Source organism: Pseudomonas sp. W3I7 (assembly GCF_030816095.1).
GTDB lineage: Bacteria > Pseudomonadota > Gammaproteobacteria > Pseudomonadales > Pseudomonadaceae > Aquipseudomonas > Aquipseudomonas salomonii.
The window spans coordinates 2,180,308-2,202,688 of the sequence record NZ_JAUSXP010000001.1; the positions used below are offsets into that span (position 1 = coordinate 2,180,308).

Genomic DNA, 22,381 nt, shown 5'->3' on the forward strand with positions numbered 1-22,381 from the left:
CAAGCGCCAGACGCGTTACAGCAGCGCGCCGGCCAGTGCCACGCCCAATGCTGCGCCGATCTGTCGCGCCGTATTGAGGATGCCGGCGGCGATTCCGGCCTGTCCCGGCGGCACCGCATTCATCAACGCGGCTGTGGCGGCGGGGGTGATCAACCCGGCAGCCAGGCCAATCAGCGGCATGGGCACCACGATCAAGGCGTAGTCAGGCGTTATGCCGCCCATCAGCAACACGCCAAAACCGGTCACGTAGAGCATCAGGGCGCCTCCGATCAGCCTGCGGCTGCCAAAGGCGCGCACGAACTCGCCGGCCATCAGGCTGCCGATGCTCACCAACACCGTCAGCGGCAGGAACGCCACGCCGGTGCGCAGCGGCGAGAGGCCCAGGGTCCGCTGGAAATACAGGCTGAGTACAAACATCAGCCCATACAGCAGCAGCGCCGACAACAGTGACACGGCCACACACAGGCTGAACACGCGGCTGCCAAACAGCTGCACGCCGAGGCGCAGCCAGCCTGCGGTGCGGGGCTGTCTGGCACTGGCGGCAAGGCGCGCGCTGAGGCCGAAGGCGATCAGCCCCAACGGCAGGTTGACCAGGAAGATACTGCGCCAGCCCAGTGTCTGGATCAGCACGCCACCCACCAACGGCCCGGCGGCCATGGCAATGCCGCCGCACCCGGCCCACAGGCTGATGGCCGTCGCGCGGCCTGCGGGGTTGCCTGCGTACGCCTGATTGATCAGCGCCAGGGACGCCGGCACCAGCAATGCTGCGCCGACACCTTGCAGCACCCGCGCGGCCACCAGCAGGTGCATGTCGCTGGCCACGCCACACAGCAGCGAGGCCAGGGTAAACACCAGCAAGCCGGTCATATACAGCCTGCGCGCCCCAAAGCGATCCGCCATCGCACCGCCGGCCAGCAGCAGGCAACCAAAGGTCAAGGTGTAGGCGCTGACCACCCATTGCAGCGCGCCGGTGTTGCTGTGCAGAGCTATCGCGATGGGGTCCAGCGCCACATTGACGATGGACGTATCGAGGATCACCAGTACATAGCTGAGGCTGGTCGCGGCCAGCACCTTTCGTTGTGGCATGCACATCTTCCTTGAAAAGACACAGGCGGCGAATCTAGCGCGCGGGACGGCGCAGATGCTTCGACGTTGATCGAAGCATGCTCGCCTGCGTCACGCTTATACTGCGCAGGTCCCGTTGGAGAGCCGCCATGTCGAACCCATCCACCTTTACCGAGGTTGCCGCGCTGCTCGCCGAGCCCGCCCGTGCCGCGATGCTGTTGGCGTTGTTCGACGGGCGCGCGTTGCCTGCGGGTGAACTGGCCTTTGCTGCCGGCATCACTGCGCAGACCGCCAGCAGCCACCTGGCCAAATTGGTCGCCGGTGGTTTGCTCGCCTGCCAAACCCAGGGCCGGCATCGCTACTACCGCCTGGCCGGGGAGCAGGTGGCCCAGGCGATCGAGTTTCTCAGTGCGATTGCGCCGTTGTCGGCGATCGTGCTCAAACCCCAAAGCCGCGAGGCCCAAGGGCTACGGTTTGCGCGCTGCTGCTACAACCATCTGGCCGGGCAGTTGGGCGTCGCGGTGACCCAGGCGCTGGAACAACGCCATTACCTGCGCGCCGTCGGCGATAAACACTATGAAGTGCTGCCCGCAGGCGCAGCCTGGTTGCAGACCCTGGGCATCGACTCAAGCGCCTTGAAACCCGCGCGCCAATGCCTGGACTGGACCGAGCGCACCCATCACGTGGCCGGCCCGCTCGGCGTGCAATTGCTCAGTGCCTGGTGCGATGCCGGTTGGCTGCGCCGCGCCAAGGATTCGCGTGCGGTGCGGGTTACGCCCAAAGGCTGGGCGCAGTTCAAGGCGCAATTGGGCCTGGAACCGCGTGATCTGGAAAACCTTGAGCACAAGCCCGCGTGTGCCCTGCCTGTTGGGGTAGACTGCGCGGCTTTTCAGAAGGAGTTCACATGAGTCACTACCAGCCGGGCATTCTTGCCGCACCGGTGCCGTTGCAGGCACGCCATCTGTTTTTTGCCGTTGACGTATTGGCAGCCGTACCCGCCGCGTTGGACGCGCTGGTGCAGTTGGCGGACGCGGGCGCAGTGGTCGGTTTTGGCGAGCCGCTGGTGACTTCGCTCGGCGCGCACATTGAAGGGCTGCGCGCATTCCCCGCCGTCACGGGCCCCGGCGCGCATAACCCGTCTACTCAGCAGGCGTTGTGGGTGTGGCTGCACGGTGTGGATCGCGGTGAACTGCTGCTGCGCAGCCGCGCATTTGAAAAAGCCCTGGCCCCGGCATTCCGGCTGGTGCAGATGACCGAAGGCTTCCGCTACAAAACCGGCTTCGATCTGACCGATTACGAAGACGGCACCGAAAACCCCCACGACGACGCCGCCGTCGAAGCCGCCCTGACCGACAGCGGCGCCAGCTTTGCCGCGATCCAGCAATGGCAACACGACCTCGACGGTTTTGCCGCGTTGCCCGCCCAGGCGCGTGACCACATCATCGGCCGCCGCCATGGCGATAACGAAGAGCTGGACGACGCCCCCGAATCCGCTCACACCAAGCGCACCGCCCAGGAAAGTTTTACCCCGCAAGCCTTTGTAGTGCGCCGCTCGATGCCGTGGGCCGAGAACGGCCAGGCGGGGTTGATGTTCCTGGCGTTTGGGCATTCCTTCGATGCGTTTGAAGCGCAATTGCGGCGCATGAGCGGGTTGGAAGACGGGATTGTGGATGGGTTGTATCGGATCAGTATGCCGTTGACCGGTGGGTATTACTGGTGCCCGCCGGTCAAGGATGGCCATTTGGATTTGAGCGCATTCTCCCAGGCGGCCACTCTCTAAAACGGTGGGAGCTGGCTTGCCTGCGATAGCATCAACTCGGTCTGCATGAAACACCGAGGTGCCTGCATCGCAGGCAAGCCAGCTCCCACAGCACACCCCACACTCCGCGCTCACCGCCACTACCCAACAGCCTGGGCAGGTCCGAATGGTTGTCGCCATCGGCATGGCTTGGCGGTGCTTCAGTGGCTTTGTATTACAAAGTATCCCCGCGCCACCCTGATACATCGGCATGACGTTCTGGCGTGTCGGCGACACAGACCGGATACACGCCTGGCTTTAACTCTGCTCACCAGCTGGCGCAGGCGGTCACTCACCGCCACACGCGCCCTGGCCACACTCAGTCAAGCCAGGAGATACACCGATGAAGCGACCCTACGCGGCCCTTGCGGCCACTTTCGCCCTGTCCCTCAGCGCCTTTGCGGCGATGGCCGATGCCGACGACGCCAAGCCCCAGGAAAAATGCTTCGGCGTGGCCCTCGCCGGTGCCAACGACTGCGCCGCCGGCAAAGGCACCTCGTGCGCCGGCACCGCCACCGCCGATTACCAGGGCAACGCCTGGGTATTGGTCGACAAGGGCACCTGCACCCAGATCAAGACGCCCAAAGGCTTCGGCAGCCTGACGGAACAGCCGTGATCCAGCGCCTGTTGCCCCCGGCGCTGCTGTTGCTGGTGGCCCGGCTGGGCATCGCGGCGGTGTTCTTTTTGTCGGGACGCACCAAGGTCAGCGGATTTCTGAGCCTCAAGCCGTCGACCTACGCCCTGTTCCGTTCGGAGTACGCCTTGCCGCTGATCCCGTCGGACTGGGCCGCGCACCTGGCGACCTACGCCGAACACCTGTTTCCGCTGTTGCTGGTGCTGGGCCTGCTGACGCGCCCGGCGGCCGCCGCGCTGCTGGGCATGACCCTGGTGATCGAGGTGTTCGTGTACCCCGAGGCCTGGCCGACGCACCTGACCTGGGCGGGCCTGTTGCTGCCGTTGCTGGCCTATGGCGGCGGAGCGTGGTCGCTGGATCGCCGGCTGTTCGGCAAACCTTAACAACCCTGATGGAGATACCCGATGCGCATGCTTTCTTGTTTGACCATGGCCGTGGCCCTGACGGCCCCCGTACTGGCCCAGGCGGCCGATACACCGCAGCCCGGCACCGGTAAAAGTGTGGTGATCGTGCCCGGTTCATTTGTCGACGGTTCCGGTTGGCGTGTGGTGCACGACATCCTGATTCACAAGGGCTACAAGGTCACCGTGGTGCACCAGGGCCACGAAAACCTCGCGGCGGATGTGGCCGAGGCACGTGAAGTGCTGGAGCAGCAAGTCGGCCCGGTGGTCTTGGTGGGCCACAGTTCCGGTGGCGCGGTGATCTCGATTGCCGGCGATCGCGACAAGGTCAAGTCGATGGTCTACGTCTCGGCGCTGCAGCCGGAGGTGGGCGAGAACATGGCCCAGTTGATCGGCTCGATGCCGGCGCCCAGCGATGACATCAAGCAGAGCCGCGACGGCCATTTGTTCTTCGATCGCAACAAATACAACGCCGATTTTGCCGCTGACCTGACCCCCAACCGCACCGACTTCATGGTCGCCTCCCAAGTGCCGGCCACCACCGCCTTGTTCGGCGGCACCGTGTGGGCGGCGGCGTGGCACAAAAAGCCGACGTATGCCGTGGTCTCTACCGAAGACCGCGCGCTGAGCCCCGCGCTGCAACGCTGGATGTACCAGCGCGCCGGTTCCAAGGTCACCGAAATCAAGGCGAGCCACTCGGTGTACATCTCCCAGCCTGAGGCGGTGGCGAAGGTCATCGAAGACGCTGCTTCCGTTATCAAATAATTGCTCTCAGCCCACACAGCACTCAAAGAGGAAATACCCATGAACACTGCACTTAAATCCCGTCTGAGCCTCGCCGCTGCCGCCGCCCTGATTGCCATGGCATCGGCGTCATTCGCCAGTGCCGCCAGCGCCGCCGACCAGCAGGAAAAACCCGGCCGTTGCTACGGCGTCAACAGCTGCAAGGGCGAAAGCCTGTGTGCCACCGCCAAGCACGACTGCAAGGGCCTTAACAGTTGCAAGGGCGAGGGCGTGATCGTCAAGACGCCGTCTGAATGCCTTAAGGCTGGCGGCACGTTGACTGAGCCGAAATAACGCCTTCCTGTGGCGAGCAAGCTTGCTTGTGCAGCGCCTCCAGAAACGGGCGACTGCTGCGCAGCCGAGCGGGAGCAAGCTCCCTCGCCACAGTTTTTTGCTGGAGTACCGATGATGCCGACATTTAACCCGCGCTTTTGCGGCTATGGCCTGGGGCTGCGCAAGGAGCACTACGGCGATTTCCTGGAAACCACGGTGCCGGTGGATTTTGTTGAAGTGATCTCTGAGAATTTTATGGTCGCAGGTGGGCAACCACGGCACATCCTGCGCCAGATCCGCGAGCGTTACCCGGTAGCGCTGCACGGGGTGTCGATGTCGATCGGCACCGCCGAAGGGCTGGACCAGGCGTACCTGCGGCGCCTCAAGTCGCTGGTCGATGAGGTGCAGCCGCTGTTTGTCTCCGATCACTTGAGTTGGTCGCGCAGCGGGGGGTTCAATGCGCACGACTTATTGCCGGTGCCCTATACGGACGAGGCTCTGGACCGCGTGTGCGCCAATATTCATCAGGCCCAGGACGTGCTGGGCCGCACGCTGCTGGTAGAAAACCCATCCAGTTACCTGGCGTTTGACGGGGCCTGCATGAGCGAATGGGCGTTTATCGCTGCCATGGCCGAGCGCACGGGCTGCGAGTTGCTATTGGACGTCAACAATGTGTTTGTCAGTGCCAGCAACCATGGCTTTGATGCCCAGGCGTTTCTCGACGGTATTCCCGCCGAGCGCGTGCGCCAGATTCACCTGGCCGGCCATAGCCAGGGCCGTGAGCTGTTGATCGACAGCCACGACAGCCCGGTGTGTGCCGGGGTCTGGGATTTGTATGCCAAGGCCATTGCGCTGTTGGGGCCGGTGGCCACGATGATCGAGCGCGATGATGCCATCCCGCCGCTGGCCGAGTTGCTTGAGGAGCTGTCGAGGGCACGGGCTTTGGGGCGGGCACGATGAACCTGGCGCAGTGGCAGCAGGCATTTCGCACCTGGCTGGTGAGTGGGTCGGATGATTCGGCCCGGCTGCTGGGCGACCGGCACGCAGGCCTGGCCGTGTACCAGAACAACTATCGCGCGCAGTTGGTGGGTTGCCTGGAACAGGCGTTTCCCCTTGTGCGACGTTGGCTGGGAGAGGAGGCGTTTCTGGTGGCCTGCATTACCCATATCGACCAGCAACCCCCGCATGCCTGGACCCTGGATGCGTATCCCGAAGGGTTTTACGCAACCTTGAAGGCCGTGTTGCCGAATAACCCGGATGTGCACGAACTGGCCTGGATCGAGTCGGCGCTCAATGAGGCGTTTGTCGCCGCCGATGCGTCGCCCTTGCCGTTGCAGGCCCTGGCCGAGCTGGATTGGGACAGCGCCGTTTTACGCCTGACGCCGTCGTTGCGCTGCCATGCACTGACCACTAATGCCGAGGCTATCTGGTCGGCATTGTGGCAAGACACGGCTGCGCCGCAGGCGAGGATGCTGGCAGAGGCCGGTGGTGTGTTGGTGTGGCGGCGTCAGTACACCTCACGTTTACGCCAGGTCAGTGCGTTGGAACTTGAGGCCGTGTTGCACCTGCAGGCCGACGGCAGCTTTGCCGGGCTGTGCGAGTTTCTGGTGGCGCGCCTGGGTGAAGAGGCGGGCGTGGCCCAGGCCGGTGAGTACCTGGCCGGGTGGTTGGGCAGTGAGTTGATCGTTGAGCCTGTGGCGATTGAGTGATGTGTGGCGATTGGGCGTGTTGTTTGTGGCGAGCCCGCTCGCCGCATTAGCCCCGTTCGCAGCGCAGATGTGGCTTGCCCCAGCCATCCAAACATGAAAATTCGGACAGCCAGGCAATTGGCCACTGAAAAAAATCCGCGCAGCCCGTAATCTAATGGCCTTTGTCACCTGTGCGGATTGTTCATGTCTTCTGTTGCCGATGGGCTGCCTTCCGATAAACGCTTGCCGGCGGTGATCGCCTTGTCTTTGGGCATTGGCATGGCAACCCTGGACACCGCCATCGTCAATACGGCGCTGCCGACGCTGGCACAGGGTATTGGCACTGATTCGGCCTCGGTGATCTGGGTGGTTAACGCCTACCAGCTGGCGATTATCGCCACGGTGCTGCCGTTCGCGTCGCTCAGTGATGTGCTCGGCCACCGGCGCGTGTACCTCGGCGGTTTGCTGCTGTTTATTGTCTCGTCGCTGTTTTGCGGGTTGGCCGGTTCTTTGCTGACCCTGACCGCCGCGCGGGTGGCCCAAGGGCTGGGGGCGGCGGCGCTGATGAGTGTCAACACGGCGTTGTTGCGGCATATCTATCCGTCAAAAATGCTTGGGCGCGGCCTGGGCTATAACTCGCTGGTGGTGGGGCTGGCCTTCACGCTGGGGCCGACCGCCGCGTCGGCGATTCTGTCGGTGGCGAGCTGGCATTGGCTGTACCTGATCAATGTGCCGCTGGGGCTGCTTGCCCTGGGGTTGGGCCTGCGTTCATTGCCGACACTGCCGTTGACCGGCCACGCGTTCGATCGGTTGTCGGCGCTGTTGTGTGCCGGCCTGTTCGCGCTGTTGGTACTGGGCCTGGGCACGGCGGTGCATGACGCCCAAGGCACACTGACCCTCGGTTTGATTGCGTTGGCGATAGTGTGCGGTGCATTGCTGTTGCGCCGTGAGGTCGGTCACCCGGCGCCGATGCTGGCTGTGGACTTGTTCAAGCGCCCGGTGTTTGCGCTGTCTTCCCTCACGGCCATCTGTGCGTTCAGCGCTCAGGGCCTGGCCTTTGTATCACTGCCGTTTCTGTTGCAGGCGGTGCTCGGCCATAGCCAGGTGGCAACCGGTTTTCTGATGACACCATGGCCTGCGGTGGTGGCGGTGATGGCTTTGGTGGCGGGGCGTCTGGCGGATCGTGTGTCGCTGGGCCTGTTGTGCGGCATCGGTTTGCTGATGCTCAGCGCGGGCATGGCAGCGTTAGCGACCTTGGGCAGCGGCGCCAGCGCTTTTGATATCGGCTGGCGCATGGCTTTGTGCGGCGCCGGTTTCGGTTTTTTCCAGTCACCGAACCTCAAGGCGATCATGACCAGCGCGCCGTTGGCCCGCAGCGGTGGAGCCAGTGGCATTGTCGCGATTTCACGTTTGCTGGGGCAAACGCTAGGGGCGTCGTTGGTGGCGTTCTGCTTTCACCTCTCCCAGGGCAGCGGTCCGCAATACGCGCTGTGGCTGGGCTGTGGGTTTGCGCTGGTGGGCAGTGTGGCCAGTGGGCTGCGCCTGTTGCCGTATAAACACAAGGTTTAGCCCTTGTAAAACACGCGGCGGCAACGCTAACGTGGCGGCCTGAATATTTCGGGATGTTTCAGATTTATGTCCAGCCTGGCCCTACGCACTGCTGATACCACCTCCCGACGTGCCGCACTGACCCTCGCGTTATGCCTGCCCAGCGACGTGCTGCTCTACTTGCTGCTGCCCATGGAATCCCAGGCCTTTGGCATCACTCTGGCCCAGGCCGGGGTGTTGCTGGCAGCCAACCGCCTGGTGCGGATTTTCGGCTACCGCCATGTATTGAATTTCTACGCCCGTAATGGCGACCGGCTGACCTGCATGATTGCCGCCGGTGCCGCCACGGTGTGCGCCTTGGGTAACTCGATGCTGTCAGGTTTTGCCGCGTTGTTGGGGCTGCGGCTGATCTGGGGCCTGTGTTTTGCCGCGCTGAACCTGTCGACCCAAGTGTTGGCCACTTCTGAGCCTGCGGGCGCGGCGCGCAGGGCAGGGCGCTCCAGGGCGGTGATCGCCCTGGGGCCGATGCTGGCGCTGCCGCTGGGTGGCTGGCTGACCCTGTGGGCCGGGCCGCGACCTATCTTCCTGATTCTGGCCGGCTGCTGCCTGGCAGGCCTGTGGGTGGCGCGTGGTTTGCCCACCGCCGGGCATGATTTGCACAGCACCGGGCGGCGCTTCAAGTGGCCGGACAGCGTGGCGGTGTGGTCGTTTATTGAAGGCGTGGCGTTGGACGGGCTGTTTATCTTCGGCTTGTCGATCCAGGCGCAGAAGATTCTTGGCGGCGATGCGGTATTGATCGCCGGCGGCCTGATGGCCCTGCGCTATGCCTCGGAGATGCTCCTGAGCCCGCTGGGTGGGCGTGCGGCGCAGCGGTTTGGCGCCACCTCGATGCTGCTGTTGTTTTCGTTCTTGAGTGCCTTGGCGCTCACGGCATTTGGCAGTTATTGGGTGATCGTCGGCGCGGCCGCGGTGCTGGTGCTGCGCGCCTTGCAACTGCCACTGGTGACCACCTTGGTGGCCGAGCGCAACCCTGGCTCGATGCGTGTTTCGGCGCTGGCCTCCAACGCGGTCTGGCGTGACGTCGGCGCCGGCCTTGGGCCGCTGATGGCGGGGTTGCTGCTACCGGTTGCGTCGGCGCCGTGGGTGTTTGGCCTGGCGGGCGCCGCGATTGCCGTCAGCGCCGTATTCTGCTGGCGCGCGAAGGTTTCCAGCTGATTATGGGTTTTTAAGGCCTTCCAGCCAGTTGGGGTCGAAGCGGGTTTGGTCGGTGTCGATCCCCAGCGCCTGCATTTTCGCCCTGTGGGCTTCCATCTCGCCGACCAGTTGCGCCTGGGCGCTGGAGTTGGCGTCCAGCTCATGCATCTGCGTCAGCCCCAAGTGGTAAAAACGCAGGACCTTGAGGGCGGTGGGGTCGTTGGCCTGTACGCGTTCTTTGAGGGTGTGCATCACATTGGTCACGCGCATCAGGTTGCGCTTGAGCTGCCAGCCATACACTGCAGGCGCCAGCCATGGCTGGGTCCAGAATGGGCCGCGCACCAGGGCGACGGTGATCAATACCCCGGCAAATACGCCGCCGACGTTGAAACGAAAATTATCGCCGCCGGGTTCGCCGAACAACATCACCGCGAGGGTCGACAGCAGCATGGCCAGGGCCATGAACAGCACGGCGATGATCAGCGTGCTGCGGCGGGTTTGTTGGCGGAAGGGGGTGGGGTCGCAGGGTTTGAGCTCGAACATCCGGGTCAGGTCTCAAGAAAGGCGGGGTGGCATCTTCGCATGCTTTGGGCAAACAAGTTGAACCATGGCTTGGGGTGGTTTCTCTAAATCTGTGTAGCCCATTTGAGGTAAGCCATCATGTCTGAGTACAAGCAACCGCCGCCGGGTACACCCAACCCTGACCGTACGCCGGGAGAGGAGGAGCGTGACAACGATGCGTTGCGGCCCAATGACCCGGCCGAGCGTCAGGACGATGATGTGGAGCAGGTTGAGGAAGATCTCGAAAACCTGCATGACAGGGCGCGCCCACTATAGGTTCAGGAGGTGACTGTGAGTAATCATCCAAAAGGCCCGGATTCGGGCGAGCATGCCAGCGGCGAGGATGAACTGGGGTTTGATCCGGATTCGCCTGATGTGTCGGACCCGCAGGTTGATCCCATTGGGCCGGCGATTGCGCCGTTGGATAAGGACAAGGCGCAGCGCAAAAAGGTGGATTATGATCCGTTGGGGGATCTTAAGAAGCCTGGGTGATGTTGGTTTGGTGTGCATATCCGTTGCTGCGGTCACGGCGGCTTATGGTTCCGCTCTTACAGCGGGTCACTTTTGGCAAACGCCCCAAAAGTAACCATGGACTTGCTCCCTCAAAACGTACGCCATAAAGCGAGCGTTAAGCAGTTTGCTTCAGTTGCTTTGCGTAGTCATTAGGTGAGCTGTATCCCAGCGCCGAGTGCAGCCGTGTCGGGTTGTAAAAACCATGGATGTAGCTCGCGATAGATGCGTGAGCCTGTGCTTTGCTGGGATACACACCGGTAGCTTCTTCCTTCTTGAGTGTGGCAAAAAAGCTCTCTGCTACAGCGTTATCCCAGCAGTTGCCCTTACGGCTCATGCTTTGCACAAAACCCCTGTCCAAGATCATGCTGCGAAAACCGCTGCCCGTGTATTGCCGACCTCTATCAGAGTGAAAAATTACACCCTGATCAACTGGTGTATTCGTCCAGGCGTTCAAAAAAGCCTGCTGCACTAGACCCTCAGGCATCCGTTCCGACAGGCTGTAACCGAGTACCTGGCGTGTTTGGATGCTCAGCACTACGGCCAAATATAGCCACCCCTGACGCGTCGAAATATAGGTGATATCGCCCACCCACGCGGGAGTTGGGCTTGTCACAGAAAAACGTCGTTTCAACACGTTGTCGGAAATTGGCTGGATATACCGATTATCCATCGAGTGTTTGAACCGAGCCTTGATTTTCCCTCGCAACATTTCTTCTCGCATCAACCGGGCCACTCGCTTATGCCCAACTGAAAAAGACCGGTTATGAAGTGCCTTGACCATCCGCGGGCGCCCATAAGTGCCGCGACTGGCATGATGAATCGCACGAATTTCCAGGCGAATCTCAGCGTCTGGATCAGGACGTTGCCGGCGTTTCAAATAGCCGTGAAAGCCCGACACCGAGACTTCCATCACTCGACATAACAACCTGACTGGAAAGCGAATCCGTTCACGGGCGACAAAGGCGTATCTCAGTTGGACTCTCTGGCAAAGAACGCCGTCGCTTTTTTTAGGATTTCCCGTTCCATTTTAAGCGTGGCATTTTCAGCTCGAAGCCGGGCCAGCTCGCTTTCCAGGTCAGAAACCGGATGCCGGGCGGGAGAACTGAGAGGACGCCCGTTGCGTGCGGCGTCCAGCCAATTACCTAGGGTTTTGACCGAGATATCCAACTGTCGGGCTGCTTCTCCTCGACCAATGCTTTCAGCGAGTGTCACTGCCTGAGCTTTGAAATCATCGGTGTAACTGCGGCGGGGTTGTTGTGACATAGGTGCCTCCAAGGTTGCGATTAAAATATCGCTTCTTGGCGTCCGCTGCGAGGGAACAAGTCCACCAAAAGGTCTGTGCCCCACCACTCGGTGCCTCGCCTAGGCTCGGCATGCCCTCACTCCGGCTTGAATCCGTGGGCCGCCGCGATGGGCCATCCTTGGCCCAGCGCGGCTAACCCGGCGTCCTGCCGGGTTACCCACGGATTCAAGCCTGCGTTCGGCCATCGTGGTTGACGGGGCGCCTCAGATCAAAATCAAAATCAAGATCAAAAGCAGAGCACGGCGGCCTGAAAGCCGACCTGAGTGGTTGAAGCAAGAGCCAGATCAAGTGCGAAGCAAAAGCCTCTCTGCCTGATGCAACGCGGTCTAAATGTGGGAGCGGGCTTGCTCGCGAAGGCGGTGTGTCAGAGACAGATGAATTGACTGACCCACCGGATTCGCGAGCAAGCCCGCTCCCACAGTTGACCGCATCCAACCTTAAGCGGATTTGCATGCACTGAAGCGCTGCTTTTCTGTGGGAGCTGGCTTGCCTGCGATGCAGACACCTCGGTGTGCCAGGTACACAGAGTTGATGCCATCGCAGCGGTGCGACGACTCGACAAGCCAGCTCCCACCTTTGACCGAGTATGGCTCTGCTGTTGCTGTTGCTGTTGCTGTTGCTGTTGCTGTTGCTGTTGCTGTTGCTGTTGCTCTGGCCCTTACATCCTTTTCGATGACGAAGTCAGCGGTCTTTTGATCTGCGCTTGTGATCTTGATCTTGATCTGAAATCGCCCCGTCAAACACGATGGCCGGAATCTGACAGTGATTTGGGGGGTAAACCGGCAGGGATGCCGGTTTAGCCGCCCCGCGCCATGGATGGCGCGTGGCGGCGGCCCCCCAAATCAGTGTCGGATTGCGGGCATGCCGAGCCACAGCGAGGCACCGAGTGTTGGGGCGAGGACTTTTTGCTTACTTTTTGGTCCCTCAAAAAGTGAGCCGCTGTAAGAGCGGAACCATAAGCCGCCGTTACCTAAATAACGGATATGTACACCACCAGCACCAACACCCCCAACACCCCCAAAAACCAAACCCCGCAAAAGCGGGGCCTGATCACATCCAAACGAAACCTACTTGGGCGGCACCCAGGTAACCTCGCTGATCCCAAACTTCTCCGCCCAAGGCCGGGTAGTTTTCTTGACCTGCTCATGCCCCACGCGCCCTATGCGGCTGACATGGGCAATATCGGCGTCGACCGCCGCCCAATGCCACGCTTCAGCGTTATTCATCACCTCGGCGCGCACCACAAAGGACTTCGGTTGACCGTGCAGTTGATAGTGAATGGTGTAGATTTTTGCGGTACTCATGTTGCCTCCCTGTCTTGTTATAGATGGATAGGTGGGCTTTCAAAAAGGTTCACTCAAAATGACAAGTCGTACGCTGGCGCGGCATAGTGACGCACTCGTCACGCGACCAAGGATCGCGCCATGTCCCGATTGACTCACAGCCAGCTCTACCTGCAGCGTCTGGGCTACGACTCGCCCCCGCCGCCCACGCTCAAAACCCTGCAGGACCTGCAGCTGCGGCACGTCTGCACCTTCGCCTTTGAGAGCCTGTCGACATTGCTGCAGGCGCCGGTGCCGATCGATCTGCCCAGCATCGAGCAAAAGGTCCTGCTGGACGGGCGTGGTGGTTACTGTTTCGAGCTTAACTATCTGTTCCTGGCGCTGTTGCAGGAGCTGGGCTTCGACGCCCGCGGGCTTACCGGCTGGGTGGTGATGGGCGGGCCGCCTGATGCGCGCACCGGGCGCACCCATCGTCTGAGCCTGGTGACCCTGGACGGCGTGCGTTATGTCACCGATGTCGGCTTTGGTGGCATGGTGCCCAGCAGTCCGTTGCAGCTGGACACCGAGGTGCCCCAGGCCACCGCCCATGAACCTTATCGCCTGACCTTCAACGGTGCCGATTACACCCTGTGGGCGCAGGTGGGCGAGGAATGGCGTGGCTTGTATGTGTTCGACCTGCAAGTGCAGGCCGACATCGACTACACCATCGGCAATTGGTACGTGTCGACGCACCCGGCCTCTGTCTTCGTCGGGCAACTGAAAGCGGCGCGGTTGGCGCCGGGTAAACGGCATACCTTGGCCAATGCCAATTACGCGGTTCATTGCCTTGACCAGCCCAGCGAAAAACGCGCAGTCGAAAGTGCCGATGAGTTACTGGAATTGCTGCAGGGCACCTTCGGTATTCGTTTGCCGAAGCATCCGCAACTTCGCCAAGCCCTTGATGGCTTAGTAATGGCAAACTCCAGGGAGCCTTGAGCTAGAGCCTTCGCTGAACCGTTTTACCTTCATGTCAATGCAAATTAATTCGAACCTTTGGCAAACGCCGAGGTTCGAACCGTTTCCTGAATAATTTGCTCACCAGACAAGGAGATGTAAAACGATGTCAAAGCTATTCGGAAAATTCCTCAAGGGTTCCTCGTTGCTGGCGCTGGTCACCGCGCCTGCTGTGGTGTTCGCCGCAGCACCCACTGGCCCGATTTCCGTCCTGGGCCTGCAGGGCAGCTATAACGACTTCAAACTCGAAGGTGGCAGCGAAAGCGACAAGGACCACATGCCCGAAGCGGGCCTGTTCTACAACTTTGGCAACAAGCTCACCGCCGAGTCCGGCTTTATTTACCAAGCCGGTATCGAAGCCAAATACGGCGAAAAAAGTAGCAATAAACTCAAGGAAGGCCAGGCTGACCTCGACCTTGGCTGGCGTGCCGCGCTGGACGCGCGCAACTTCGTCGACGTGATCGTCGGTGGTGGCTACAGCTGGACCCGTTACGAGCCGGACACCAACGATTACGACGTCAAGCTCACCAACAAATCGCCGTTCGCCAAGGCCGCGCTGGGTTACAACCATCAGTTCGATGACATGACCCTGCGCGTCGAAGCGGGTGCCCGCCGCACCATCGACGGCCGGGCCAAGCTCAAGGTCGATGGCCTGGGCAGCGACACGGTGGACCTTAAGGACCGCACCAACCCGTATGCCGAAGTCAGCCTGCTGATGAACCAGAAAGGAGACTTGCCGGTGATGGCGGGCCTGTATTACACCCGCACCGAATACAAGCTCGACGACGACTCCTATGTCGCCGACAACACCAAGCTCAAGCGCGACGAGTACGGTTTTAAAGTCGGTATCGCGTTCTAAGCGCACGCCTGAATGCGGGGCGGCCAACGCCCCGCATTCGATTGCCCGCCCAAGCCCTGCTTTTTGGCGTATTAAAAAGCGCGCCGATTGCCTGGTACGCACGTGATAACCGGCTTAGGGTTGTGCCGATCGGGTTGGGCATTACCCACGAGCAGGGTGACTTTGTGTTTTGCTGGGAGCGCTGGGCGCTCCAACGCGGGGCAAGCCCGCTCGCCACTATAAGCCCACTCGGCACAACGAGTCTGCTCACAGCAACAAGCCCGCTCGCCACAACCAGCCGTTCAGCACTGCAAGCCGGATCACCACGAGGTGCTTCTTTAGCCTAGTGCAGCAAGCTGCGCCACGGTTTCCGGAAAGCGTGCCACCAGCCGGATCAAGGTGGTGGCCTGGGCGTTGGGCTTGGCTCGGCCTTGTTCCCAGTTTTCCAGAGTGCGCACGTTGGTGCGCAGGTACATGGCGAACACCGAGCGCGAGAGGTTGAGCTGTTGGCGCACGGCGACCACTTCTTCGGCGCTCAGCGGGGCCAGGTTGTTGAGATGGACCTTGTGGGTCCGCAGGGTGACTTTGCCTTGGCGTTCTTCGGCCAGGGCGTCGAAGCCTTCGACCAGTTCGGAAAAGATTTCACGTTTCATGATGTGTTCTCGCTTTGATTTCCCTGTCCAGCAGGTGTTTTAAGGCTTTCTTGTGGTTGGGGGTAAGGTCATCCTGTTCGTGTTTGCCGTACAGGGTGAATAACCAGAACTGCGTGCCGCCCGACCACCAGTAGTAAATGACGCGCAAGCCTCCGCGTTTGCCTTTGTTGCGTCGCTCATCGACGAAACGGACCTTGCGCAACCCTCCGGTTCCCTCGATGACGTCGCCCGCTTGCGGATTCTTCATTAACTCCTGTTGAAAGCCTTGGAATAGCTCGTCACTCAGATAGTCCCTGCGATGCCGTTCAAAGGCCGGCAATTCGATAAATAGAGCATCCATGTTCTGTACGTAGCCTGCGTATAGTGTGGTGGCCCACGCGCCTTGGGTCAAGTGACCGGGCTGTGGGAACTTTCCTAAAACGCAACCACCATAAGGCCGCCTTCAGCGAGTAGATGCCAGACGAATAGGTAGAGGAGGAAGGAAATTTCTACAGTATGAGCAGGCAAAAGAATTGATCCACAGAAACGCAAAACGGCGCCCGAAGGCGCCGTTTTGTTTACCGCGTTACGCTAAGCGATCAAACGCCCAGCACCGCGTGCTGCACCAGGGTGAGCAACGGTTGGGGGTATACGCCCAGGAAGAACGCGAGCAGGGCGATGGCCAGCAGCATCACGCCACCTGCCTTCTGTTCCCAGTGCAGCTCGGCGTCTACGCGGCGCAGGTTTGGCTCGATCAGGTACAGGGTGACCATCACGCGCAAGTAGTAGAACACGCCGATGGCGCTGCCCAGTACCAACGAAGCTACCAGCCACCATTCGTGGGCCTCAACACCGGTAGCCACGATGTAGAACTTGCCGATGAAGCCTGCGGTGAGCGGGATACCGGCCAGGGACAGCATCATCACGGTCAGCACGGCGGTCAGGTACGGACGGCGCCAGAACAGGCCGCGGTATTCGTACAGGGCGTCGGCGTCACGGCCTTTGAACGGCGAGGACATCAGCGTAATCACGCCGAATGCACCGAGGCTGGTGATCACGTAGGTGACCAGGTACACGCCCATGGCTTCCACGGCCAGGCCTTTGCTCGCCACCAGGGCGATCAGCAGGTAGCCGAAGTGCGCGATGGACGAGTAACCCAGCAGACGCTTGAGGTTGTTCTGGGTCAGGGCCAGCAGGTTACCGAACAGGATCGACGCAATGGCGATCACGGTCAGCACGGTGCTCAGTACGCCGGTGTTGGCCGCAGGCGAGATCTGGAACAAACGCACCATCACCGCAAACACAGCAACCTTCGACGCGGTGGCCAGGAACGCAGCCACTGGCGCCGGGGCGCCTTCGTACACGTCCGGGGTCCACAGGTGGAACGGCACCAGGGACAGCTTGAACGCCAGCCCGATCAACATCATCGCCAGGCCCAGTTGGGCAATCGGCGCGGGCATGTTGGTGGCCGCCAGGGCGTGACCGATACCGGTGAAGCTCAGGTTGCCAGCTTCGGCGTAGAGCAGGGCCATACCGAACAACAGGAACGCGGAACCGGCAGCCGACAGCACCATGTACTTGATGCCGGCTTCCAGCGAGCGCTTGTTGAAGAAGGCGTAGGCCACCAGGCCGTAAGTCGGGATCGACAGCAGTTCCAGGCCGATGAACAAGCCGGCCAGGTGCTGAGCGCTGACCAGCACGATGCCACCGGCCGCAGCCAGCAGAATCAGCAGGTACAGCTCTTCCTTGTTGCCTGGGTAGCCAGTGCCGCCCTCGCCGAGGTAGGCGTGGGCGAGGGTGACGCAGGCCAGGGTGGCAACCAGGATCAACGCGATGTACAGCAGCGCGAAGTCATCGACCATCATCAGCGGGGTCACGGCCAATGGCGCGACCTTAAGTGCCGGGATGATCGACAGCAGGGCCAGGTTAAGACCGGCACAAGACAGCAGGAACGTTTGCGAATGATTGCGGCGCCAGGCGATTGCCAGCATCACCGCCACAACGGTGAGGCTGGTAATCAGCAGCGGCGCAAGCGCGATAAAGTGTTGGATCGTGAATTCCATAGCGCTCTTACCGGGCCGAAGCGAGTTGAGAGAAGGCGGTGCCGATCCACTGCTGCACGCCATGCATCGTCGCGGCAGAAGTGTCCAGGAACGGTTGCGGGTACACACCGATGTAGATCAGCAGCACCGCAAGGCCGAGCACCATGATCAGTTCGCGAGCATCCATCCCTTGCAGGACGGTGTCGGACTTGGCCGGGCCGAAGTAGGCGCGGTGGATCATGATCAGCGAGTAGACCGAACCAAACACCAGGCCCGAGGTAGCAATGGCGCTGATCCACGGCGTGTGGACGAACGACCCCATCAGGATCAGGAATTCGCCGATGAAGTTACCGGTGCCCGGCAAGCCCAGGGATGCGGCGGCGAAGAACAGGCTGATGGCCGGCAGGTACGCGATGCGCGACCACACGCCACCCATTTCACGCATGTCGCGGGTGTGCAGGCGCTCGTACAGCTGACCACTGAGGATAAACAGTGCGGCGGCCGAAACACCGTGGGCCAACATCTGGATCACCGCGCCTTGCAGCGCCAGTTGGCTACCGGAGTAGATGCCGATCAGTACGAAACCCATGTGGGAAACGGACGAGAAGGCAATCAGACGCTTGATGTCGGTTTGCGCAAAAGCCAGGAACGCACCGTAGAAGATCCCGATCAGACCCAGGGTCATGGCGATCGGCGCGAACTCGGCCGAGGCATTCGGGAACAGCGGCAGGGCGAAACGCAGCAGACCATAAGCAGCAGTCTTCAGCAGGATACCGGCGAGGTCGACGGAACCTGCGGTCGGCGCCTGGGCGTGAGCGTCAGGCAGCCAGGAGTGAAACGGCACCACCGGCAGCTTCACCGCAAAGGCGATGAAGAAGCCCAGCATCAGGATGTACTCGGTGGTCAGGGACATCTTGGTTTTCAACAGGTCGGCGTAGTTGAAGGTAATCACGCCGGTGTTGTTGAAGTTGACCAGTACCAGACCCAGGATCGCCACCAACATGATCAGGCCGGAAGCCTGGGTGAAGATGAAGAACTTGGTCGCCGCGTAGATCCGGGTTTTCTTGCCGTCCGAAGAACTGTGACCCCAGAGCGCGATGAGGAAGTACATCGGCACCAGCATCATTTCCCAGAAGAAGAAGAACATGAACAGGTCCAGCGCCAGGAACACGCCGACAACGCCGCCCAAAATCCACATCAGGTTCAGGTGGAAGAAGCCCACGTGACGCTGAATTTCTTTCCAGGAGCAGAGTACCGAGAGGATACCCAGCAAGCCGGTCAGCAGGATCATCAACAACGACAGGCCGTCGAGGGCCAGGTGCACGTTGATGCCGAAGCGCTGGATCCACACGTGCTTGAATTCAAGCGCGAAGGTGGGATCGACACCCGGTGCCGGAGCGAATGAATAGTCACCATGGGCCCACAGCCAGAGGCCAAGCGCGAGTTCCAGGGACATGGTCAGCAACGCAATCCAGCGGGGGAGGGTGGCGCCGAAGCGTTCACCCATCCAGCAGAGCAGGCCGCCGATAAAGGGGATCAGGATTAGCCAGGGCAGAATCATGACGGGCTCGTTTCCTTTCGCAAGTTCGCAAAGTACATAGACATAGTCAGACCGCTACCACCACGATGGCGCCGATCACCAGCACGGCACCGACGGCCATGGAAGCTGCATACCAACGCAATTGGCCCGTCTCGCTGCGGCTCAGGGCGGTGTGACCGGCCTTGGCGGCGCGCGGGATCAAGCCGATGGTCTGGTCGAGCGGGTCTTTGCGCAGAAGGTGGCTGATCGCAAGGTATGGCTTGACGAACAGTTTGTCGTAGATCCAGTCGAAGCCCCACGCAGCGAACCACCAGGCCGAGAGGAAGCGACCAATGCCACTGTTGGCCACAGCCGTCACGAAGCGACGCTTGCCCAGGAACAGCAGCGCGGCCAGCAGGATACCGGCGATGGCGATGGCGCCCGAGGCGATTTCCAGGCTGTGCTTGGCAGCGCCACCGGCATGGCCAGCGCTTTCCGGCAGTACACCGGCCAGCGGCGGGGTGATCATGGCGCCGATGAAGGTCGACAGGATGATCAGCACCGACAGTGGCAACCAGTGGGAGATACCATGGCCTGCGTGCGCTTCGGTCTTGGCTTCACCGTGGAAGGTGATGAAGATCAGGCGGAAGGTGTACAGCGAGGTCATGAACGCGCCCACCAGGCCTGCATACAGCAGGTTCTGGTTACCGCTGGCGAAGGCTTCCCAGAGGATTTCATCTTTCGAGTAGAAACCTGCGGTCACCAACGGCAGGGCTGCCAGGGCGGCACCGCCGACGATGAAGCTGGCGTAGGCCAACGGCAGTTTCTTCCACAGGCCGCCCATCTTGAAGATGTTCTGCTCGTGGTGGCAGGCAACGATCACCGCACCGGAGGCAAGGAACAGCAGGGCCTTGAAGAAGGCGTGGGTCATCAGGTGGAAGATCGCCGCGTCCCAGGCGCCAACGCCCAGGGCCAGGAACATGTAGCCGATCTGGCTCATGGTCGAGTAGGCGAGAATACGCTTGATGTCGGTCTGCACCAGCGCGGCGAAGCCGGCCAGTACCAGGGTCACGCCGCCGACGATGCCCACCAGGTGCAGGATGTCCGGCGCCAGGGTGAACAGGCCGTGGGTACGGGCGATCAGGTAGACACCGGCGGTCACCATGGTTGCGGCGTGGATCAGCGCCGACACCGGCGTAGGGCCGGCCATCGCGTCCGCCAGCCAGGTTTGCAGCGGCAGTTGCGCCGATTTACCCACGGCGCCGCCCAGCAGCATCAGGGTTGCGAGGGTGATCCAGAAGTCGCCGACCTGGAATTTCTGCGGTGCCAGCACCAGCAGTTCCTGGATGTTCAGCGTGCCCACCTGTTGGAACAGGATAAACAGGCCGATAGCCATGAACACGTCGCCGATGCGGGTCACGATAAAGGCCTTGAGTGCCGCGTTACCGTTGTTGCGGTTGCTGTAGTAGAAACCGATCAACAGGTACGAGCACAGGCCCACGCCTTCCCAGCCGAAGTACAGGAACAACAGGTTATCGCCGAGTACCAGGAACAGCATGCTGGCGATAAACAGGTTGGTGTACGAGAAGAAGCGCGAGTAGCCCGCTTCACCGCGCATGTACCAGGACGCGAACAGATGGATCAGGAAGCCTACACCCACCACCACGCCGAGCATGGTGATCGACAGGCCGTCGACGTAGAGGGCGAAGTTGGGCTTGAAGCCGTCCACCGACATCCACTGCCACAGCACCAGGGTGTAGTGACCGCCTTCCGGCGGCGCCACGTTGAATTGCCAGATGACGTACGCGGCCACGATGGCCGACAGGCCAATGGAACCCACACCGATCAGGGCAGACAGGTTTTCCGACCAGCGTCCACGGGAGAACGACAGCAGCAGGAAACCGATCAGGGGAAATACGAAAGTCAGAAAGATCATGTTCATCCGCGCATCTCACTGGCAGCGTCGATATCAAGCGTGTGGAAGCGACGATACAGTTGCAGCAGGATCGCCAGGCCGATACTGGCCTCGGCGGCTGCCAGGCTGATAACCAGGATGAACATGACTTGCCCATCCGGCTGCGCCCATCGGCTACCTGCGACAACGAACGCCAGTGCCGCGGCGTTCATCATGATTTCCAGGCTCATCAACACGAACAGAATGTTACGGCGAACCATCAGGCCGACCAGGCCAAGGCAGAACAGGATGCCGGCGACCGCCAGACCATGCTCCAAAGGGATAGCAGGCATCGTCATTGCTCCTTGGCTTCGTTGCGGCCCAAGTGGAAGGCGGTGATGGCTGCGGCGAGCAGCAGCATCGAAGCCAGTTCGACCACCAGCAGGTACGGGCCGAACAGGCTGACGCCCACGGCCTTGGCGTCTACGGTGGTGTGGCCGATGGCCTGGCCGCTCTGGTGAGCGAACAGCACATACAGCAGTTCACCCAGCAGCAAGGCTGCCAGGATGACCGGGCCGAGCCAGATGCCGGGCTTGAGCCAGACGCGTTCCTGGGCGACCGAAGCCGGCCCCAGGTTGAGCATCATCACCACAAACACGAACAGCACCATGATGGCGCCGGCGTAGGCGATCACTTCCAGCACACCGGCGAACGGTGCGCCGAGGCTGAAAAACGTCATGGCCACGGCGATCAACGAAATGATCAGGTAGAGCAGGGCGTGCACAGGATTGGTGTTGGTGATCACGCGAAGCGTGGACACCACTGCAATACCGGACGCGAAATAGAAAGCGAATTCCATCTTTCTTCCTTAAGGCAGCAAGCTCTTCACGTTGATCGGCTCGGCTTCGTTTTGTGCGGCGCCCTTCGGCTTACCGGCAACGGCCATACCTGCAACACGATAGAAGTTGTAATCAGGGTTTTTACCGGGACCAGAGATCAGCAGATCTTCTTTCTCGTACACCAGGTCCTGACGTTTGAACTCGGCCATCTCGAAATCCGGTGTCAGCTGGATCGCGGTGGTCGGGCAAGCTTCCTCGCAGAGGCCGCAGAAAATGCAGCGCGAGAAGTTGATGCGGAAGAAGTCCGGGTACCAGCGACCGTCTTCGGTTTCAGCTTTCTGCAGGGAGATGCAACCCACCGGGCACGCCACGGCGCACAGGTTGCAGGCTACACAACGCTCTTCGCCATCGGGGTCGCGGGTCAGTACGATGCGGCCGCGATAACGCGGCGGCAGGTACACCGCTTCTTCCGGGTATTGCAGGGTGTCGCGTTTGCGAAAGCCGTGACCGAACACCATCACCAGGCTTCGCAACTGGGTACCGGTACCCTTAACGATGTCGCCAATATATTTGAACATGG

General features: G+C 61.1%; 27 protein-coding genes. 14 read left to right on the forward strand and 13 right to left on the reverse strand.

The genetic code is table 11. The features are described from left to right. Positions 1–15: 15 nt before the first annotated feature. Entirely contained in the window at positions 16–1,086 is a 1,071-nt protein-coding gene (locus QF043_RS10210) for an MFS transporter (protein ID WP_307418397.1), read from the reverse strand. Between the two features lie 128 nt (positions 1,087–1,214). On the opposite strand from QF043_RS10210, the gene QF043_RS10215 reads away from it, so the two are divergent. The 10 genes from QF043_RS10215 (at position 1,215) to QF043_RS10260 (ending at position 9,405) form a co-directional block, all read left to right on the forward strand. Next, on the forward strand, positions 1,215–1,973 hold the full coding sequence (locus QF043_RS10215; RefSeq protein WP_307418398.1) for a helix-turn-helix transcriptional regulator: 759 nt from the start codon (positions 1,215–1,217) through the stop codon (positions 1,971–1,973). Then, positions 1,970–2,845 (forward strand): Dyp-type peroxidase, encoded by an 876-nt coding sequence (locus QF043_RS10220; RefSeq protein ID WP_307418399.1) that lies wholly within the window; start codon positions 1,970–1,972, stop codon positions 2,843–2,845. Before QF043_RS10215 ends, QF043_RS10220 begins: the two co-directional genes overlap by 4 nt. A 361-nt stretch (positions 2,846–3,206) precedes the next feature. Next, positions 3,207–3,479, forward strand: a complete 273-nt coding sequence (locus tag QF043_RS10225) for a DUF2282 domain-containing protein (protein WP_307418400.1) — start codon at positions 3,207–3,209, stop codon at positions 3,477–3,479. After that, positions 3,476–3,880: a DoxX family protein gene (locus tag QF043_RS10230; RefSeq protein WP_056858528.1), complete on the forward strand. Its 405-nt coding sequence runs from the start codon at positions 3,476–3,478 to the stop codon at positions 3,878–3,880. Before QF043_RS10225 ends, QF043_RS10230 begins: the two co-directional genes overlap by 4 nt. 21 nt (positions 3,881–3,901) lie before the next feature. Continuing rightward, positions 3,902–4,663 (forward strand): alpha/beta fold hydrolase, encoded by a 762-nt coding sequence (locus QF043_RS10235; protein WP_307418401.1) that lies wholly within the window; start codon positions 3,902–3,904, stop codon positions 4,661–4,663. A 39-nt stretch (positions 4,664–4,702) separates the two neighbouring features. Beyond that, on the forward strand, positions 4,703–4,975 hold the full coding sequence (locus QF043_RS10240; protein WP_017137586.1) for a hypothetical protein: 273 nt from the start codon (positions 4,703–4,705) through the stop codon (positions 4,973–4,975). Between the two features lie 114 nt (positions 4,976–5,089). Next, a complete protein-coding gene (locus tag QF043_RS10245) occupies positions 5,090–5,914 on the forward strand; it encodes a DUF692 domain-containing protein (protein ID WP_307421353.1) in 825 nt (274 codons plus the stop codon). Continuing rightward, a complete protein-coding gene (locus QF043_RS10250; RefSeq protein WP_307418402.1) occupies positions 5,911–6,663 on the forward strand; it encodes a DNA-binding domain-containing protein in 753 nt (250 codons plus the stop codon). Before QF043_RS10245 ends, QF043_RS10250 begins: the two co-directional genes overlap by 4 nt. A 183-nt stretch (positions 6,664–6,846) precedes the next feature. Then, positions 6,847–8,211: an MFS transporter gene (locus QF043_RS10255; protein WP_307418403.1), complete on the forward strand. Its 1,365-nt coding sequence runs from the start codon at positions 6,847–6,849 to the stop codon at positions 8,209–8,211. A 66-nt stretch (positions 8,212–8,277) separates the two neighbouring features. Further along, positions 8,278–9,405, forward strand: coding sequence for an MFS transporter (locus QF043_RS10260; protein ID WP_056858533.1), 1,128 nt, complete (start codon positions 8,278–8,280; stop codon positions 9,403–9,405). On the opposite strand, the gene QF043_RS10265 is transcribed toward QF043_RS10260, so the two are convergent. Continuing rightward, positions 9,406–9,927, reverse strand: coding sequence for a DUF3087 domain-containing protein (locus QF043_RS10265; protein ID WP_307418404.1), 522 nt, complete (start codon positions 9,925–9,927; stop codon positions 9,406–9,408). A gap of 117 nt (positions 9,928–10,044) precedes the next feature. Between QF043_RS10265 and QF043_RS10270 the strand changes: the two genes are divergently transcribed. Both QF043_RS10270 and QF043_RS10275 read left to right on the forward strand, forming a co-directional pair. Next, complete coding sequence (locus QF043_RS10270; protein WP_307418405.1) at positions 10,045–10,221, forward strand: hypothetical protein; 177 nt, start codon at positions 10,045–10,047, stop codon at positions 10,219–10,221. A 15-nt stretch (positions 10,222–10,236) separates the two neighbouring features. Beyond that, on the forward strand, positions 10,237–10,437 hold the full coding sequence (locus tag QF043_RS10275) for a DUF6021 family protein (protein ID WP_307418406.1): 201 nt from the start codon (positions 10,237–10,239) through the stop codon (positions 10,435–10,437). A 136-nt stretch (positions 10,438–10,573) separates the two neighbouring features. Here the strand turns inward: QF043_RS10275 and QF043_RS10280 are convergent, their stop codons facing one another. The 3 genes from QF043_RS10280 to QF043_RS10290 form a co-directional block, all read right to left on the reverse strand. Continuing rightward, positions 10,574–11,431: an IS3 family transposase gene (locus tag QF043_RS10280; RefSeq protein ID WP_307421355.1), complete on the reverse strand. Its 858-nt coding sequence runs from the start codon at positions 11,429–11,431 to the stop codon at positions 10,574–10,576. Then, a complete protein-coding gene (locus QF043_RS10285) occupies positions 11,428–11,721 on the reverse strand; it encodes a transposase (RefSeq protein WP_307418407.1) in 294 nt (97 codons plus the stop codon). Before QF043_RS10285 ends, QF043_RS10280 begins: the two co-directional genes overlap by 4 nt. 1,107 nt (positions 11,722–12,828) lie before the next feature. Next, entirely contained in the window at positions 12,829–13,065 is a 237-nt protein-coding gene (locus QF043_RS10290) for a DUF6555 family protein (protein ID WP_017137532.1), read from the reverse strand. A gap of 120 nt (positions 13,066–13,185) precedes the next feature. On the opposite strand from QF043_RS10290, the gene QF043_RS10295 reads away from it, so the two are divergent. Together QF043_RS10295 and QF043_RS10300 are read left to right on the forward strand one after the other, a co-directional pair. Next, on the forward strand, positions 13,186–14,019 hold the full coding sequence (locus QF043_RS10295; RefSeq protein ID WP_307418408.1) for an arylamine N-acetyltransferase: 834 nt from the start codon (positions 13,186–13,188) through the stop codon (positions 14,017–14,019). 124 nt (positions 14,020–14,143) lie between these two features. Continuing rightward, the gene (locus QF043_RS10300; protein ID WP_056861692.1) at positions 14,144–14,896 is read left to right on the forward strand and encodes an outer membrane beta-barrel protein; all 753 of its coding nucleotides are present in this window, start codon (positions 14,144–14,146) and stop codon (positions 14,894–14,896) included. Positions 14,897–15,213: 317 nt separating this feature from the next. On the opposite strand, the gene QF043_RS10305 is transcribed toward QF043_RS10300, so the two are convergent. The 8 genes from QF043_RS10305 to nuoI form a co-directional block, all read right to left on the reverse strand. Beyond that, the gene (locus QF043_RS10305) at positions 15,214–15,528 is read right to left on the reverse strand and encodes a DNA-binding transcriptional regulator (RefSeq protein WP_017137525.1); all 315 of its coding nucleotides are present in this window, start codon (positions 15,526–15,528) and stop codon (positions 15,214–15,216) included. Then, a complete protein-coding gene (locus QF043_RS10310; RefSeq protein ID WP_122527046.1) occupies positions 15,518–15,868 on the reverse strand; it encodes a toxin in 351 nt (116 codons plus the stop codon). The genes QF043_RS10305 and QF043_RS10310 overlap by 11 nt, the downstream gene beginning before the upstream one ends. A 238-nt stretch (positions 15,869–16,106) precedes the next feature. Next, entirely contained in the window at positions 16,107–17,570 is a 1,464-nt protein-coding gene (gene nuoN, locus QF043_RS10315; RefSeq protein WP_017137523.1) for an NADH-quinone oxidoreductase subunit NuoN, read from the reverse strand. A gap of 7 nt (positions 17,571–17,577) precedes the next feature. Continuing rightward, positions 17,578–19,110, reverse strand: coding sequence for an NADH-quinone oxidoreductase subunit M (nuoM, locus tag QF043_RS10320; protein WP_017137522.1), 1,533 nt, complete (start codon positions 19,108–19,110; stop codon positions 17,578–17,580). Between the two features lie 46 nt (positions 19,111–19,156). Further along, positions 19,157–21,010 carry an NADH-quinone oxidoreductase subunit L gene (gene nuoL, locus QF043_RS10325; protein ID WP_305454052.1) on the reverse strand — a complete coding sequence of 618 codons (1,854 nt, stop codon included), beginning with the start codon at positions 21,008–21,010 and terminating at the stop codon, positions 19,157–19,159. After that, complete coding sequence (nuoK, locus tag QF043_RS10330) at positions 21,007–21,315, reverse strand: NADH-quinone oxidoreductase subunit NuoK (protein ID WP_017137520.1); 309 nt, start codon at positions 21,313–21,315, stop codon at positions 21,007–21,009. The genes nuoL and nuoK overlap by 4 nt, the downstream gene beginning before the upstream one ends. A gap of 2 nt (positions 21,316–21,317) precedes the next feature. Then, complete coding sequence (nuoJ, locus tag QF043_RS10335; protein ID WP_017137519.1) at positions 21,318–21,821, reverse strand: NADH-quinone oxidoreductase subunit J; 504 nt, start codon at positions 21,819–21,821, stop codon at positions 21,318–21,320. A 9-nt stretch (positions 21,822–21,830) separates the two neighbouring features. After that, positions 21,831–22,379, reverse strand: a complete 549-nt coding sequence (gene nuoI, locus QF043_RS10340) for an NADH-quinone oxidoreductase subunit NuoI (protein ID WP_003174725.1) — start codon at positions 22,377–22,379, stop codon at positions 21,831–21,833. Positions 22,380–22,381: the final 2 nt, after the last annotated feature.